A 15635-nucleotide genomic window follows, 5' to 3' on the forward strand; every position below is an offset into this window, starting at 1 on the left:
ATCGGAAGCAACGTGACCAACTGCCGATAAAACGAGCCACATCGCGAGATGTTGTGGTCAGACGTCCTTTTTGAAACAACAGATCATACATTGCGTGGCCTGCAGCGGGCACCGATCATAAGGCGACTTAAATAAGGTACTGATTTGACCATCTGATGGACGGCGATGGGGAGAAGAAGCCCTCCTGCAAGACAGGCGGGGAAAAGTATAGCGAGAGAATGAATACCAAAACGGAGCATGGCAATGCGAACCGCAGAGGTGCCAAAGACATGAAAAAGGTAGATTGAATAAGAAAATACACCAATTTTTTCAAGAAAAGAACTATCTTTTACAGAGGATATAATTATGGTGCAAAGTAATATTCCTAGGAGTAAAGGGTAAAATTTCTCTATATCCACTGTTTTTCCAAATATAGAAAGAGTAAGGAATATTCCAATCAATGGAAAAGATAAAAGATAAAATATATCAAATGATTTTTGTAAGTTCTTACAAAAACGACTCATGCCCACACCGCAAAGAAAAAAAGGAAATAGGTAAAGTGCTCTATTGAATGAAAAAAAATGTTGTAAAATTATCTCTATATACAAAAAGAATAGAGGAAAGGAAAAAAATTGAAATGAATCCTTTGTTTGTTTTTAATGAATTATTTTTATCTATGAAAGATATTACTATAAATATAATGAAGAGAGACTGAAGAAACCAGAAATGCTCGTATGGCCAGAACATTAGAAATGGAAACTGTTCTAGGCTAACTTTATAATTTGCACCAGGAGTTATCATTTGAACGACAGCAAATAGGTAGCCGACACAAATAAGAGGCAATATCAAACGGAGAACTTTACCTTTCAAAAAGGCAATAGTGTGACCAGGAAGAACTGGCCTCCAAGCATAAACTATACCAGAAAGAATGGTGAACAGTGGCATGCGAAGATAAGCAAGCCATGAATTGACGATTGCGATCGGAGAATCTGCCGCAAGCCTGAGCCCCGTAAGAGGAGAGTAACCAATCGTATGATAGGAGACTAGTAATATGCACGCAATTCCTCGTGCCGTATCTACCTTCAGGTCGCGTTTTAACATTTCATTAAGCCAAAATTAAGAATATTTTGGATAAATACACGTAATTTTATTTTGAGAAAGAGTGTAATTTTCTGAAACAAAAAATTCGATCGCAATTCATAATTCAGAAGTGTGTTATTCTATATTGTAATGAATCTTGTGTAATTTCCGTAAGTGTCTATTATATAAAGACTTTTATGATGTTTGATGATTAAGCTATATGGCACACATATCTACGCACTTTCCTCGTCGCCCTCTTCGCCAAATCGGGAATTGCGGTGAACCCACACGGACATGAGCAGTCCGAACCCAAGCATCACGTTGATCAGGGCGGAACCGCCGTAGGACACCAGCGGCAGGGGCACGCCACCGACGGGGATGGCCCCCATCACCATGGAGAGATTGACCAGACAATACAGGAAGAAATTCACTGAAATGCCCAGAGCCAGCAGTCGCCCGAAGCGATTGCGGCTGCGGATGGCCATCACCATGCCGCCGAGAATGAGGAGAAGAAGCAGGCCGATGACCAGCGCTCCGCCTGCATAACCCCATTCTTCGGCGATGGTCGTGAAAATGAAGTCCGTCTGCTTTTCAGGAAGAAAGTTCAGCTGTCCCTGTGTGCCATGCAGATAGCCCTGCCCCCACATGCCCCCCGATCCAAGAGCGATCTTTGACTGGATAATGTTGTAGCCAGCCCCGAGAGGGTCGCTTTCCGGGTGAAGGAAGGTGGTGATACGCGCCCTCTGATAATCATGCAGATGGGAGTAGGCGAGTTTCAGAAGGAAGGGCACCGGCAGCAGGAGAAGGACGATCTGCCAGAGACGCATCCCGGCGGCGAAGAACAGGGACGCTCCAATGCCACCGATGATCACCGCCGTGCCGAGGTTGGGTTCCTTGAGCACCAGACCTACCGGGACCAGCACCATAAGCGCCGGGATGATCAGACGCAGCGGGTTGCCCATCTTGCTGTAGGGAATGCGGGAGAACCATGTCGCCAGCATCAGGACGAGGGCGACCTTGGCGTATTCGGACGGCTGAACCTGCGTGCCGCCGATCATGACCCAGCGCTCCGCACCCTTGCCGACATGACCCATCTGAAGAACGACAACCAGCAGGGCCAGCGAGAAAAGATAGAGTGGCCATGCCAACCGGACGAGAAATTTGGGGGGTAGCATGGCGACGGTCAGCGTCAGGATCAGGCCGAAGCCAAAACGGGCGGCCTGTGGTCCGGCGAAGGGACGGGCGGAGCCACCTCCTGCTGAATAGAGCGCAATATAGCCGACGCCCGCCAGTGTGCAGATGAGAAGAATGTACAGCCAGCTGACCTGCCAGAGTTTTGACAGCGTGCGGAAATTCGGTTCGGCTCGTAGCAGCCGCTTGCGAAAACGCCTCATCGGCATCCGTGAATCCACGGTGATGCCCTCCTCGAAATCAGATGGGGACCAGTTCAGAAACCGCTCAGACTACTCTGCATCCGCAACAGTCTGCCCCGGCGCGCTCTTGTGATTGACCGGATCACGCAGCAGGGTATCGGTCATGATGTCCCGGGCTAGTGGCGCGGCCACATCGGCACCGGCGTTGCCGTGTTCTATCACGACCGAAACCGCATAGCGCGGAGAGTCGTAGGGTGCAAAGCAGATGAACAGCGCATGCGGGCGGAATTCCCACGGGAGTGTGGCGGAGTTGAAGTGACCACTCTCACGGAGGGCTCTTGAGACACGCCGCACCTGTGCGGAACCGGTTTTGCCAGCCATTTCGACGCCCGGGATGGCCAGACGCGCCTTGGGCGCCGTGCCGTGGCTCTCGTTCACGACGGCGAACATCCCCTCCCGGACGGCTCGCAGATAGCGATCGTCCATGCCCAGTTCCGGCCAGTGCTGTGGATCGACCTGAGCGCCGATATCCCCGTTGATCGCCCGGACCAGATGCGGCTCGACCTTGCGACCTGTGGCGATGCGAGACGTATAGGTCGCTAACTGGAGGGGCGTGACCTGCACAAAGCCCTGACCGATGCCACTGACGACCGTATCGCCGCCGTTCCAGTGATGTTTGTGCTTCTGACGCCATTCGGGTGTCGGGATAAGACCCAGACGCTGGTGAGGGAGTTCGATGCCCAGTTCCGTGCCGAGCCCCAGTTCGTGAGCTGAAGCCGCCAGCCTGTCCATGCCGACTTTCATGGCGACTTCATAGAAATAGACGTCACAGGAGTATTTCAGCGCGAGGTGCAGGTCGACCGAGCCGTGTCCATGCTTCGCCCAGCAGTGGAAACGCGCCCCACCCAGATCGAAATGGCCGGGGCAGAAAAACCGGTCTGAAGGAGAAATCACACCTGCATTCAGGGCGGCCATCGCCACGGCTGGCTTGAAGGTTGAACCCGGCGGATAGACACCCGAGACGGTCTTGTCGATCAGCGGTGTGCGCTGATCGCTGGTCCATTCAATCCATTGGGCGCGACTGACGCCACTGTCGAACAGGGAAGGGTCGAAGGAAGGCGTGCTGCACATCGCCAGCACTTCACCATTGCGACAGTCCATGACGACAGAAGAGGCAGCCAGATCACCGATCCGGTTCTGGATGGTCTGCTGCAATCCCACGTCGAGGGTCAGCGCCAGTTCATCGCCGGGCGTACCATCCTGACGATCGAGTTCCTTCATAACGCGCCCGACGGAATTGACCTCCATCTCCACGGAACCGGCCTGTCCCCGCAGCATCGCGTCCTGACTCTGCTCGACGCCAGCGCGGCCGATGCGCATGCCCGGCAGGGCGAACAGCGCGGATTTGGCCACATCCTGCTCATTGGGAGGAGCCACATAGCCGATCGTGTGGGCCAGAAGCTCACCGAAAGGATAGGAGCGCGTGGTCCCGACATCAATTAACACACCCGGCAGCGAGGGGGAGTTGATTTCAATGCGAGCCATGTCATCCCAGGAGAGAAATTCTCTCAGGACGACAGGGATAAATTTGCGTTTGTGCCGGATCTCGCGGGCGATGCGGGAACGATCATGTTCGTCGAGCGGCACAAGCTGGGAAAACCGCTCAACGCTGCCTTCGACGTCCGTGGTTTCTTCCGAAAGAAGCAGGGCGCGCCAGTTGGTTTTGTTGGCGGCGAGGATGGTGCCGAAACGATCAGAAATCAGTCCGCGCGGCGGGGCCAGCAGACGTTTGCTGGTCCGGTTTTTGTCGGCCAGCTTGGCGAAATGGTCGCCATTATTGACCTGAAGGTCGTACAGACGACGTCCCAGTTCGCCAAGCGCTGCCGTTTGCACCGCCATGATCAGAAGAGCACGTCGGGTGAAGACACCCTTGCCGGGATCTTTCTGGTCACGGACAGGCAATAGCCTGTTCAGCTTTTCCCTTTTTTTCCGTCCACGGAATCTCATCAGACGGATGCCCCGACGACAGATGGTCCGCCAACAGGCACACAGGTTGTGATGTCAGATGCCATCACAGCTGCGGCTCCGGGTTGGAAAATCTTCGATGCGCCCAGTTTCCGAGGGCGGCGAAGGGGGGATAAATGCCCGCAGTGAGCATACATTCGAAGATGACCGGCGCTGTCGGCATGATTTTGAAAGATAGTGCGGAAACCAGAAACCACAACAGCCAGCATACGCAGCTTTCCAGCAGTGTGAAAGCAAGCCATAGCGTAACGAAATTCAGGCGCATCAGACCGAAGCGCATGTGTACGGCGGTTCCATGCAGCAGCAGAAATACGAAGGCGGTAACTCCAAGCGGCGCGAACCCGATCAGATCGAGCAGAAGTCCCAGACAGAACACCACCGGCACGGACATCGAAGCCGGTCGCCACACGGACCAGAAAAACACCGAGGCCATCGCAAGCCCCGGGATCAGCGCTATCGCGCCGGGGATACCGGTTGGAGCAGCCAGCAAAACTGCGGCAAGGGCTGTGAGGCCGCCCGGCAGAAGGCGCATGGCCAGCCGGTCAAGACGCTGCGCAAGGGCAGGTGCGGACCGGACATCAGGGTGCCAGTGAGACTGCGGGTGAGAGTGAGGATCGGATGACATGACGTGCTCTCTCATCCGCGTCCTGCCGGAGGAAAACTGAAAGACGAGTGAGGCATGATGGAGCCGGATTTCTGTAACGGCTGATGATCGCCCTGCGTGTTGTCATCCTCATTCTGGTTCTGCGGATGCTCCTCGTTCGTGCGGTTGGACTCCGGTTTCTCGCTGCCCTGAGTATCCTGCCGTTGTGGCTGATAGCCCGCAGGGGGATGACCGGTCGCGGTCTCGACCACACCGCCTAGGGTCATGCCGTCGAGCGGATTGTCTTTCTTGCCGTCGCTGCGGACACTGCGACTGGATGTCACAGGCACACGACCCGGCGCATCCGGTGACTCAATTGTCCCGGTTTCGAAATTGAAGACCCGCAAAATGCTTAGATGATTCAGGCGGGCATAAGGAATCACCACCGGCGTTCCGGCATGGATGTAATGAACGGTGCCGACTGGAATGCCTGTCGGGAGAAGGTCAGCCTGTCCGGATGTGACGACACGTTCTCCCTCAACCGGATGATTGTCCTGAGCGTAAAAGATCAATCTTGGAGTCGATGAATTGTCACCCGCCATGATGGCGGTTCCATGGCTTGATTCCAGCAGGACAGGGATGCGACTGGCGACATCATTGATCAGAAGGATACGGGCGGAATGTTCGCCGGTTTCTGTGACCCGTCCGGCAAAGCCGTCAGCGGCCAGCGCTACGTCGCCGACCCGGACACCATTGGCGGGTCCGGCATTGATGAGAACGGCATGGGAGTAGAGTCCTCCGACATCACCGACCACACGTCCCGTCACGAAGGACGGCAGTGGATCGGGCATCCAGTGGAGGTTCTCTTTGAGCGTGGCGTTTTCCTGCGTCAGGGAAACGGCGACATCATACCATCCGCGCAGGTTTTCGTTCTCGGAGCGGAGTTGGGCGTTTTCGTGTGCGAGGTGCCCGATGCTATGCAGTTCGGAAACGGCTTCCGAAATTTCATGACCGGGCAGCGCCACGAGCGACCAGAGAGGAGAGAGAACATCGGCTGTCGCCATGCGCGCTGCTACCGTGACACGCTGATTGGCCCATCCCAGCAGCATGATTGCGATGGACAGCAGAAGCATGGCCGGCAGCCAGAGCCGGTCCAGCGCCTGACGAATCTGGATCGAGACAGGAATCATGCCGCAGGTCTTTCCGGCAGCGTTGACCGGCAGAACGGCAAAGCAGGGGAGGCTGTCCTGCCAGGCAGCGCCTTCCCGGAAATCCATCCTGATTTTTCCTCGCAGCCGCTCGCCAAGGAACCCCCATATTTTGGGGGCTGTATCCCCAATCTACGCTCTTCGAGCCATAATCATTCAGCTCTCTGCTGATATAATGGCAAAAAGCTGCAGAGAGTGCATGGTTATTTTTCGTTAATACATTGTCGTGAGGACATTGCGCAGGCGCTTCATTTCCTCAAGCGCACGGCCTGTCCCAAGTGCAACGCAGGATAGCGGGTCTTCTCCGACCGTAACCGGCAGGCCTGTGGCCAACCGCAGCACTTCATCAAGGCGATAGAGCAGGGCGCCACCGCCCGTCAGAACAATGCCCTTATCCACGATATCGGCAGCCAGTTCCGGTGGGGTGTTTTCCAGCGTCAGCTTTACCGCTTCGATGATCTGGGTGATCGGCTCGGCCAAGCTGTCCGCAATCTGCGCCTGAGAGACGATGACTTCACGCGGTGCGCCGGTGATCAGGTCGCGTCCCTTGACGTTCTGGAGCGGGCCGGGGTCGTTCGGGTCATCAGGCATCATGGCCGAACCGATGGACATCTTGATCCGTTCAGCAGAACTCTCGCCGATCAGAAGATTATGCATCCTGCGGATGTAAGAGATGATGGCTTCATCCATCTTGTCGCCGCCCACGCGCACCGAGCGGGCATAGACGATTCCACCAAGAGAGATAACGGCCACTTCCGTAGTGCCGCCGCCAATATCGACGATCATGCTGCCGGACGGTTCGGTCACCGGAAGACCTGCGCCGATGGCAGCAGCCATAGGTTCCTCGATCAGGAACACGCGACGGGCTCCAGCGCTCTCGGCGCTTTCCTGAATGGCGCGGCGCTCGACAGCCGTGGAGCCGGAGGGCACGCACACGATAACCTGCGGGCTGGCGAAAATGCTGCGATTGTGCACGCGGCGGATGAAGTGTTTGATCATCTCTTCCGCGACTTCGAAGTCCGCAATAACGCCGTCACGCATCGGGCGGATCGCCATGATGTTGCCGGGGGTTCGCCCGACCATCTGTTTGGCTTCCTCACCGACGGCGAGAACCTGTTTCTTGCCACGCGAGTCGGCAATGGCTACAACGGACGGTTCATTCAGAGCGATCCCGCGGCCTTTGACATACACCAGCGTATTGGCAGTGCCGAGGTCGATTGCCATGTCGGCCGACATGAGACCCAGCAGGCGAGCGAACATCCAAAACTCCTAGCCAGCAGTCATGCGCGCACTGAAGTCGTGCGGCATATAAAACCCGCATGACGTGAAGGACGCCAGTTTTCCAAGTGCGATGAACGCGGGAAGCATGTGTCGGTCGCGCATGCAGGTCGGGTGGACGCTTAGCGAGGCTGTGATGACACCGCAAGGGCTGACACGCAGAAACTATGAGAGAGACGCGGCGTTCCTGATTTGGCCACAAATCTCTTTCAGAGTGTGGTGAAGCAGAAATCCGGATTTTCGGATTTCCTGCCTCCCGTCAGGTCGTCGTGGAACTTCCGAAAGCGTCTTGTCGTTTTTGCATGTCCTGCACCTGACGAGTCTCTGGGGAGGCTGTTAACGCGGTGTGCCATGAAGATCAGGGGCTAGAGCCATGACAGAGAGTGCGATTAAAAAAACGGGATCCGGTCGAACGGGTGTGCGCCTTCTGGCCGCTGCCGGATTGATGTCGGTATCCCTTCTGGGCGGCTGCGGCAGTCCCTATGACTCCGGTGCCCGTGCTGGCAGCGGAGCCCTGATTGGCGCAGGAGGAGGTGCGGCGATTGGCGCTCTGGCCGGTGGTGGCAGTGGAGCGCTCATTGGGGCGCTGGCAGGTGGTGGAACAGGGGCGGCAGTAGGTGCTGCGACAACCCCCAATCCTCCGAAGGCTGGTAACAGGCGTTGATCCCTGCCGATTTTCAGGGCAGGTGTGTGCGTCAGTAAAAAATATGAGGCCGGCGGTTCTATCGTCCGCAACTTACAGGCCTGTAGAATGAATGGATGGCGATGACGGTGAACAGACAGAAAGTGTGCGGCATTGCGGTGCTGGCTCTGCCTCTTTTTCTCTCCGCTTGTGGTGACCCCTATAGCCCCGGCCAGAGAGCCGGAAATGGCGCGCTGATTGGGGGAGGCTCCGGCGCAGCTATCGGCGCTCTGGCCGGAGGCGGTCGCGGCGCGGCCATTGGTGCTCTTGCCGGTGGTCTGCTCGGAGCGGGGACCGGCGCACTGACCACGCCCAATCGTCCCGGTGGCGGTTATACGCAGGGATACCAGCAGCCTCAGGCCACTTATCCCCAGCAGCAATATCCTCAACAACAATACCCTCAGCAGCAGCGCTATCAGCAGAGCGGTTATCAGGCAGCCCCCCAGCAGGGAGCATATCCCCGCACCTATAGCGGGTATCCTGCCGGTTACGCTCCTCAGCAGGGGTATTGAGAGACAGAGCGGGATGAAGAAGAGCCGGGACGCATTGATCGTCCCGGCATTCCTGTTGCGTCGTTACAGCTTTTCCGCTAAAGAGCGCGCCTCACGTCGGCACCCCTGGAGGCCGGCGTCCGTTCGCATACTCAGGAGTTAACACAGTGGCGACGAAACTGATTCCTCTCGAAGCATCCACGCGCGCGAAAGCAGGTAAGGGGGCAGCGCGCGCAACCCGACGTGCAGGGCTGGTCCCGGCTGTCGTGTACGGTGCAAAAGCCGAAGCCTCCCTCATTGCGCTTGATCCGCGTGTCATCATGCGTGAGCTGCACAAGCCGGGCTGGCGTTCGCACGTTTATGAAATCAAGGCTGGTGATCTGAGCGAGCGCGCCCTGATGCGTGACATTCAGTTCCACCCGGTTTCTGATGCCCCCATCCACGTTGACTTTCAGCGTCTTGCACCGGGCCAGAAGGTCCATGTCGAGATCGTTGTACAGGTCGAAGGTGAAGACAATTCTCCGGGCATCAAGCGCGGCGGCGTGCTCAACGTTGTCCGTCACACGATCGAAGTGACGGCTGATCCGGCCAACATCCCCGAGTTCTTCACGGTCGATGTGTCCGAACTGGACATCAACGACAACGTGCGTTGGGATGATCTGAAGGGCACAGAAGGCGTGACGCCGGTTCTGCAGATCCCGAACTTCGTTGTGGCAACGATTGCGGCTCCGACCGTGGACGTTGAGCAGGACGAAGCAGAAGCAGCTTCCGCTGAGGCAGAAGCTTCCGCAGAAGAAAAGAAATAAGGAGGCCCGTCGGGTCGGGAGCATAGCTTCCGGCCTCGGGACAGACCGCCATGCAACCGGCGATCCAGCTCTGGGCGGGGCTCGGTAACCCCGAGACCTCCATGAGCCATAACCGCCACAATATCGGCTTCATGGCGGTCGACTCTATCGCGAGGCATCACGGTTTTTCACCGTGGCGCAAGCGCTTTCGCGGCGAGATCGCGGAAGGACGGATCGGCACAGGTAAAGTGCTCCTCCTCAAGCCGATGACCTACATGAACGCATCCGGCGACAGCATCCGCGAAGCCGCGACGTTCTACAAAATTCCCCCTGACGCCATCACCGTCTTCCATGACGAGCTTGATCTTGCGCCCGGCAAGGTGCGTATCAAGAAGGGTGGAGGCGCTGCCGGTCATAACGGCCTGCGTTCGACAGACAGGCAGCTTGGTACACAGGATTACTGGCGCGTGCGCCTTGGTATCGGTCATCCCGGTTCGAAAGAACGTGTCCACGGTTGGGTTCTCGGAGACTTCGCCAAGGCTGATCAGCCCTGGCTCGAAGATCTGCTCGATGCCGTGGCCGATACTGCCCCTTTGCTGGCCGCAGGACAGCGCGAAGACTGCATGACACGTATTGCGCTTCTCACGGCAAACAGCCCCAAACCAATAATTCCCGGCCCGAAGGCAGGAGAAACAGGAGTGAAAGACTGATGGGCTTCAACTGCGGCATCGTCGGACTGCCCAATGTCGGTAAATCAACCCTGTTCAACGCCCTGACGGCCACGGCCTCGGCGCAGGCGGCTAACTATCCGTTCTGCACCATTGAGCCAAATGTCGGTCGGGTTGCTGTGCCTGACCCGCGTCTCGCGGAGCTCGCGCGTATCGGCAAGTCACAGAAGATTCTACCGACAAGTCTTGAATTCGTGGATATCGCTGGCCTCGTGCGTGGTGCGTCTCGCGGTGAAGGTCTGGGAAACCAGTTCCTCGCCAACATTCGCGAAGTGGACGCCATTATTCACGTTCTGCGCTGCTTCGAAGACGACGACATCACCCATGTCGAAGGTGGCGTTGATCCGGTTCGTGACGCCGAGATCATTGAGACCGAGCTGATGCTGGCCGATCTCGACTCTCTCGAAAAGCGCATTGTGCCGCTACAGAAGAAGGCCAAGTCGAACGATCGTGACGCGCAGGCACAGATCGAAGTGATGGAGCCTCTGATCGCGGCGCTGCGTGAAGGCAAACCCGCCCGCACGGCTATCCCGGAAGGCAAGGAACTGATCGCCGAGCGCCTTCAGCTCATGACGACCAAGCCCGTGCTCTATGTCTGCAACGTCGAGGAAGGCTCCGCGTCGACAGGGAATGCGTTCTCCAAAGCGGTCGAAGAGCGTGCGAAAGCTGAGGGCGCAGCCTGCGTTATCGTATCCGCCGCCATCGAAGCCGAAGTCAGCCAGCTTCCGCAGGAAGACCAGAAGGAGTTCCTCGAAGGGCTCGGCCTGTCGGACAGCGGCCTCGATCGCGTCATTGCAGCGGGTTACAAGCTGCTTGGCCTGAAGACCTATTTCACCGTCGGTCCGAAAGAGACCCGCGCCTGGACCATCACGGCCGGCACCAAGGCGCCTCAGGCCGCCGCTGTCATTCATAACGACTTCGAGCGTGGCTTCATCGCCTGTGAAACGGTCGCTTATAACGACTATGTGAAGTACAACGGTGAGGCAGGCGCGAAAGAAGCGGGCAAGATGCGCATCGAAGGCCGTGACTATATTGTGCAGGACGGTGACGTGCTGCTGTTCCGTTTCAACGTCTGATACATCAACACCATAGAAGAAGAGGGTAGGGGACCATAAATGAGCGCCAGCATGAAGGCGGAAGCGACAGACTCCAATGCGATCGCGGGCATGGCCCGGGCCGCACGGATCGCAGCGCGGACGCTGGCCCAGTCTCCAACAGCTCTTCGCGACAAGGCCCTCTGGGCTGCTGCCAATGCCCTGCGTGAGCAGAGCAGCGCCATTCTCGAAGCCAACGCAAAAGACCTTGCCGCCTACACCGGCAGCGAGGCTTTCCGTGATCGTCTCACTCTGACTGCCGAGCGTGTCGAGGGGATGGCCAAAGGGCTGGAAGATATGGCCGACCTGTCCGATCCTGTCGGACGCATTCTGAGCGAGTGGACCCGTCCCAATGGGCTGAAAATCCGTCGCGTGGCCACCCCCATCGGTGTCCTTGGCGTGATTTATGAAAGCCGCCCGAATGTCGGTGCGGATGCTGCGGGCCTGTGCATCAAGTCCGGAAACGCTGTCATCCTGCGTGGTGGTTCAGAGAGCTTCCATTCCGCGCAGGCCATTCACAAGGCCATGGCCGCGGGTCTCGAAGCTGCTGGTCTGCCCGTGGACGCCGTGCAGGTCGCGCCCAGCGCTGACCGCAAGCACGTTGCCGACATGCTGGCCGCGTCTGGCCTGATTGATCTCATCATTCCCCGTGGCGGGAAGTCCCTCGTCGAGCGGGTACAGAACGAGGCGCGTATTCCCGTTCTCGCTCACGCCGAGGGCCTCTGCCACACCTACATCCATGCCGCCGCCGAGCCGCAGATGGCGCGCCGTGTTCTCGCCAACGCCAAGATGCGCCGTCCGGGTATCTGTGGCGCGACCGAGACCCTGCTTATCGACAACGCCATCGCGCCTGAACTCCTGCCTGAGATTGTCAGCGATCTGCGGGACCTTGGCTGCGATTTCCGTGCCGACGAACGCGCTCGCCACATCGTCCCCGGTCTTGAACCCGCTGCCGATGAGGACTTTGCGACCGAGTGGCTGGCCCCTGTCCTGTCGGTCGCCGTTGTGGATGGTGTGGAAGCTGCGCTTGCCCATATCGCCCGTTATGGCAGCGGTCACACCGAGGCGATCATCACGTCAGACGAAGCCGTCGCTACGCGTTTCCTGAACGGCACGGACAGCGCTGTCGTGATGTGGAACGCGTCTACCCAGTTCTGTGATGGCGGCGAGTTTGGATTCGGTGCGGAAATCGGCATCGCCACCGGCCGTATCCATGCGCGGGGACCGGTCGGACTCGAGCAGCTTACGACCTTCCGTTATGAAGTCCTCGGCACAGGCCAGACACGTCCATAAGCCTGTCGTGGCCTCTCATCACGATACGATCCCGATCCGGGGTGACCGTCGCGCCTCCCGGATCGGTCTGCTCGGCGGATCGTTCAATCCGGCGCATGAGGGGCACGTTCAGATTGCTCTCAGGGCCCTGCATCTGCTTGGCCTCGATCAGGTCTGGTTGATGGTCTCGCCGGGCAATCCGCTCAAACCCAGCAAGGGTATGGCGTCGCTTGCCGCACGTCTCGCGTCGGTCGAGCGACTCGCAACCGACCGGCGACTTATTCCCACCGATATCGAAGCTTCACTCGGCACGCGTTACGCCTTCGACACCATTCGGGCGCTGAAACGTCGCTTTCCCCGTGCGCGCTTTGTCTGGCTGATGGGGACGGATGTCTTTGCGGAACTGCCCCGTTGGCACCGCTGGCAGGCGTTTCTCAGGCAGGTTCCGTTGGCTGTCATGCCGCGTCCGGGAAGTAATGCAGCGGCCCTGCATGGCAAGATTGCCGGGCGTCTGAGCCGTTGCCGCCTGCCGGTTGGGAAAATTCGACAGCTTCCCGATAAAACGCCCCCAGTCTGGGCTTTTCTTCCTGGCCCGCAAAACGGTATATCGGCAACAGCCCTGCGACGTGCGGGACACACAGAATCCTTATTCCGGACAGATCGGGCAGCCACCCGGCAGGAGACACGGTCATAGCCAGAAAGCCCCCAACCGATACGGAAACGACGGATCGTCGCCCGGTCGCAGCAAAAGCTGGCGCGTCAAAAACGCCGGCAAAACCCAGAACGCCCAAGGCGGTCGATCCGAGTCTTGCCGCTGTGGCAAAGGCTCCGGGTACGCCGCGCAAGAAAGCTGCGGCAGCAGGGCCTGTCAAAGAAGGCAAGAAGCGTCCCCACGCTCCGGCTGATGAACTCGAGAAATATCTTGGTCTCATCACGGAAAGCATCGACGACGATAAGGGTGAGGACATTGTCGTCATCGATCTGACCGGACGTGCGTCCTTCGCGGACCGTATGGTCATCGCGACGGGTGTGGCGGATCGTCAGATTGCCGCGATGGCCCAGCATATCGAGCGCAAGCTGAAAGACGTCGGCCTGAAGCGCATTCTTGTTGAAGGCGCGAACGGTTCCGATTGGGTGCTGATCGACGCAGGCGACATCGTAATCCACCTCTTCAAGGCGGAAGCGCGTGCGCTTTACGGTTTGGAGCAGATGTGGGGTACCGACTTCGATGGTGCCGATGGAGGAGAGATTACGTCTCTCTGAAGACTGGTTCGGATATCGGGAGAAGTGAGTTCTTCTTCCGATATTTATTTGGCATCAGGTTTTTAACAAATCATTCGAAAACAGCATTTGTACTGTATCGACAACAGTATCTAACTGCCTAGAAAGATCATTTAGATCTTCTAGTATCAACTCAAGATTGCTTTCCCCAACAAGTAGACAGCTCACGCTTTTGTTGCATGGGAGTGAGCCCCGTGTGTATTTGGTAAGCGATATCTGAATAACTCTTTCCATCAGATCTGCGGCTGCAGATAAACCCGGTGAATTGGGAGAGGTGTCTATAGTCGCGCAGATCCATAAGACTTTATAAGGACCGTAGCGCTCTGATGCTTTTTGTGAGTCTGGATCGCGGACGGATTTTTTATTAAGATGTTTGGAAAGACGACTTTTTAAAGAACCGGACTGACCCAGTCGACTTCCGGCAGAACCGTATCGAATAACATCAGGATCGGTAAGAGACTGAAGAACATACACCCCATATCGATATTGTTTTTTTAATTTTTCTTCGAGATTGGAGGAAGTGAAGATTTCTATACACTTCATTTTCAGCTTTCCTCCAGATGCGATGGTGCGTCACACCCGCCGCACGACGTAATGCTCTCTCAGTGCCTCAGTGATCTGCTCGGCATGCTGAGGATCTCGCGCCTCGATCATCACCTCAAGTTCTGCCGCCTGCACCGAGGGCGCAGCGAACAGACGCTGATGCGACACTTCGATGATGTTGCCGCCGGCTTCGCCGATCGTTTTTGAAATATCCGCCAGCACACCGGGACGATCCGGTATTTCCATGATCAGACGCAGCAGACGTCCGTCACGCAGCATGGCGCGCAGCAGCGTATTGGCGAGAATACGTGTGTCGATATTGCCGCCGCTCACAGGGAGCGCAAGACGCTTGCCCGCGAAAAGGGCAGGGTGGCTCATCACAGCCGCCAGCCCTGTTGCTCCCGCACCCTCGGTGACCTGCTTGGCTCCCTCAGCCATGAGGGTGATCGCGTTTTCCACGTCACGCTCGGACACGACCACAACCTTCGAGACAAGCTGCTGGATCACCTCATGCGTCCGGCGACCAATCTTCATGACCGCAATACCTTCGGCGATGGTCGCGCCGCCGCAGGGCGTCACCTCGGCTCCGGGAAAAGCGGACAGGGAGGAATAGCTTTCCACTTGCACGCCGATCAGTTCGATCTCGGGACGCATGGCCTTGGCCGCAACGGCCATGCCAGACAGGAGACCGCCGCCGCCAATCGGCACAACAAGCGCATCCAGCGGTCCTGCATCTTCCAGAAGTTCCAGCGCGCAGGTGCCCTGACCGGCCATGACGGCGTCATCGTCATAGGGATGAATGAAAACTCGGCCTTCGCGCTCCTGTAGATCCTTGGCGAACAGGGAAGCCTCGGCAAAGTTGTTACCCTCAAGCACGACCCGTGCACCCCAGCCTTCGGTCCGTGTCACCTTGGACGCAGGCGTGAAGCGCGGCATGACGATCACGGCGTCAATACCCAGCAGGCTCGCGTGACGCGCCACGCCCTGTGCGTGATTGCCTGCCGAGACAGCGATCACGCCACGAGCGCGTTCTTCCGGTGTCAGCAGCGCCAGTTTGTTCGCAGCACCACGTTCCTTGAACGATCCGACGGCCTGAAGATTTTCAAGCTTCAGCGTGATCTCTGCGCCAACCGACTTGGACAGCGAGTGGGACGGCAGGGTCGGCGTGCGCAGCACACGCCCTTCGATCCGCCGGGCGGCGGCCGTGATGTCTTCGAACGTGATCACGCGGGC

At 57.6% G+C, this 15635-nt stretch carries 17 protein-coding genes; 8 read left to right on the forward strand and 9 right to left on the reverse strand.

Annotated features, from left to right (window positions below; translation table 11 throughout):
* Positions 1 to 83 precede the first annotated feature (83 nt).
* The 7 genes from B3759_RS15380 to B3759_RS15405 all read right to left on the reverse strand — a co-directional run bounded on the left by B3759_RS15380 (position 84) and on the right by B3759_RS15405 (position 7508).
* Positions 84 to 503 carry a hypothetical protein gene (locus tag B3759_RS15380; RefSeq protein ID WP_291367284.1) on the reverse strand — a complete coding sequence of 140 codons (420 nt, stop codon included), beginning with the start codon at positions 501 to 503 and terminating at the stop codon, positions 84 to 86.
* Between the two features lie 40 nt (positions 504 to 543).
* Positions 544 to 1080 (reverse strand): acyltransferase family protein, encoded by a 537-nt coding sequence (locus B3759_RS16920; RefSeq protein WP_408736502.1) that lies wholly within the window; start codon positions 1078 to 1080, stop codon positions 544 to 546.
* A 212-nt stretch (positions 1081 to 1292) separates the two neighbouring features.
* On the reverse strand, positions 1293 to 2459 hold the full coding sequence (gene rodA, locus B3759_RS15385) for a rod shape-determining protein RodA (protein WP_291367437.1): 1167 nt from the start codon (positions 2457 to 2459) through the stop codon (positions 1293 to 1295).
* A gap of 63 nt (positions 2460 to 2522) precedes the next feature.
* On the reverse strand, positions 2523 to 4439 hold the full coding sequence (gene mrdA, locus B3759_RS15390) for a penicillin-binding protein 2 (RefSeq protein WP_291367286.1): 1917 nt from the start codon (positions 4437 to 4439) through the stop codon (positions 2523 to 2525).
* A 64-nt stretch (positions 4440 to 4503) separates the two neighbouring features.
* Positions 4504 to 5082 (reverse strand): rod shape-determining protein MreD, encoded by a 579-nt coding sequence (gene mreD / locus B3759_RS15395; protein ID WP_291367288.1) that lies wholly within the window; start codon positions 5080 to 5082, stop codon positions 4504 to 4506.
* Between the two features lie 11 nt (positions 5083 to 5093).
* Positions 5094 to 6317 (reverse strand): rod shape-determining protein MreC, encoded by a 1224-nt coding sequence (gene mreC / locus B3759_RS15400; protein ID WP_291367290.1) that lies wholly within the window; start codon positions 6315 to 6317, stop codon positions 5094 to 5096.
* A gap of 144 nt (positions 6318 to 6461) precedes the next feature.
* On the reverse strand, positions 6462 to 7508 hold the full coding sequence (locus tag B3759_RS15405; protein ID WP_291367292.1) for a rod shape-determining protein: 1047 nt from the start codon (positions 7506 to 7508) through the stop codon (positions 6462 to 6464).
* 391 nt (positions 7509 to 7899) lie between these two features.
* On the opposite strand from B3759_RS15405, the gene B3759_RS15410 reads away from it, so the two are divergent.
* The 8 genes from B3759_RS15410 (at position 7900) to rsfS (ending at position 13841) form a co-directional block, all read left to right on the forward strand.
* Positions 7900 to 8190 carry a hypothetical protein gene (locus tag B3759_RS15410; protein ID WP_291367294.1) on the forward strand — a complete coding sequence of 97 codons (291 nt, stop codon included), beginning with the start codon at positions 7900 to 7902 and terminating at the stop codon, positions 8188 to 8190.
* A 101-nt stretch (positions 8191 to 8291) separates the two neighbouring features.
* Positions 8292 to 8720, forward strand: coding sequence for a YMGG-like glycine zipper-containing protein (locus B3759_RS15415; protein WP_291367296.1), 429 nt, complete (start codon positions 8292 to 8294; stop codon positions 8718 to 8720).
* Positions 8721 to 8866: 146 nt separating this feature from the next.
* A complete protein-coding gene (locus B3759_RS15420; RefSeq protein WP_291367298.1) occupies positions 8867 to 9505 on the forward strand; it encodes a 50S ribosomal protein L25/general stress protein Ctc in 639 nt (212 codons plus the stop codon).
* Positions 9506 to 9567: 62 nt separating this feature from the next.
* A complete protein-coding gene (pth, locus tag B3759_RS15425) occupies positions 9568 to 10194 on the forward strand; it encodes an aminoacyl-tRNA hydrolase (protein WP_291367439.1) in 627 nt (208 codons plus the stop codon).
* Positions 10194 to 11288, forward strand: coding sequence for a redox-regulated ATPase YchF (gene ychF, locus B3759_RS15430; protein WP_291367300.1), 1095 nt, complete (start codon positions 10194 to 10196; stop codon positions 11286 to 11288). Before pth ends, ychF begins: the two co-directional genes overlap by 1 nt.
* Positions 11289 to 11327: 39 nt before the next feature.
* Entirely contained in the window at positions 11328 to 12599 is a 1272-nt protein-coding gene (locus tag B3759_RS15435) for a glutamate-5-semialdehyde dehydrogenase (RefSeq protein ID WP_291367302.1), read from the forward strand.
* A complete protein-coding gene (locus tag B3759_RS15440) occupies positions 12565 to 13272 on the forward strand; it encodes a nicotinate-nucleotide adenylyltransferase (RefSeq protein ID WP_291367304.1) in 708 nt (235 codons plus the stop codon). The genes B3759_RS15435 and B3759_RS15440 overlap by 35 nt, the downstream gene beginning before the upstream one ends.
* A gap of 122 nt (positions 13273 to 13394) precedes the next feature.
* Positions 13395 to 13841: a ribosome silencing factor gene (rsfS, locus tag B3759_RS15445; RefSeq protein WP_099347789.1), complete on the forward strand. Its 447-nt coding sequence runs from the start codon at positions 13395 to 13397 to the stop codon at positions 13839 to 13841.
* Between the two features lie 54 nt (positions 13842 to 13895).
* Here rsfS and B3759_RS15450 read toward each other — a convergent pair whose 3' ends face one another.
* Both B3759_RS15450 and B3759_RS15455 read right to left on the reverse strand, forming a co-directional pair.
* The gene (locus B3759_RS15450; protein ID WP_291367307.1) at positions 13896 to 14402 is read right to left on the reverse strand and encodes a hypothetical protein; all 507 of its coding nucleotides are present in this window, start codon (positions 14400 to 14402) and stop codon (positions 13896 to 13898) included.
* A gap of 30 nt (positions 14403 to 14432) precedes the next feature.
* Positions 14433 to 15629 carry a threonine ammonia-lyase gene (locus B3759_RS15455; protein WP_010666571.1) on the reverse strand — a complete coding sequence of 399 codons (1197 nt, stop codon included), beginning with the start codon at positions 15627 to 15629 and terminating at the stop codon, positions 14433 to 14435.
* Between the last annotated feature and the right edge of the window lie 6 nt (positions 15630 to 15635).

Source organism: Acetobacter sp. UBA5411 (assembly GCF_002409645.1).
Classification (GTDB): domain Bacteria; phylum Pseudomonadota; class Alphaproteobacteria; order Acetobacterales; family Acetobacteraceae; genus Acetobacter.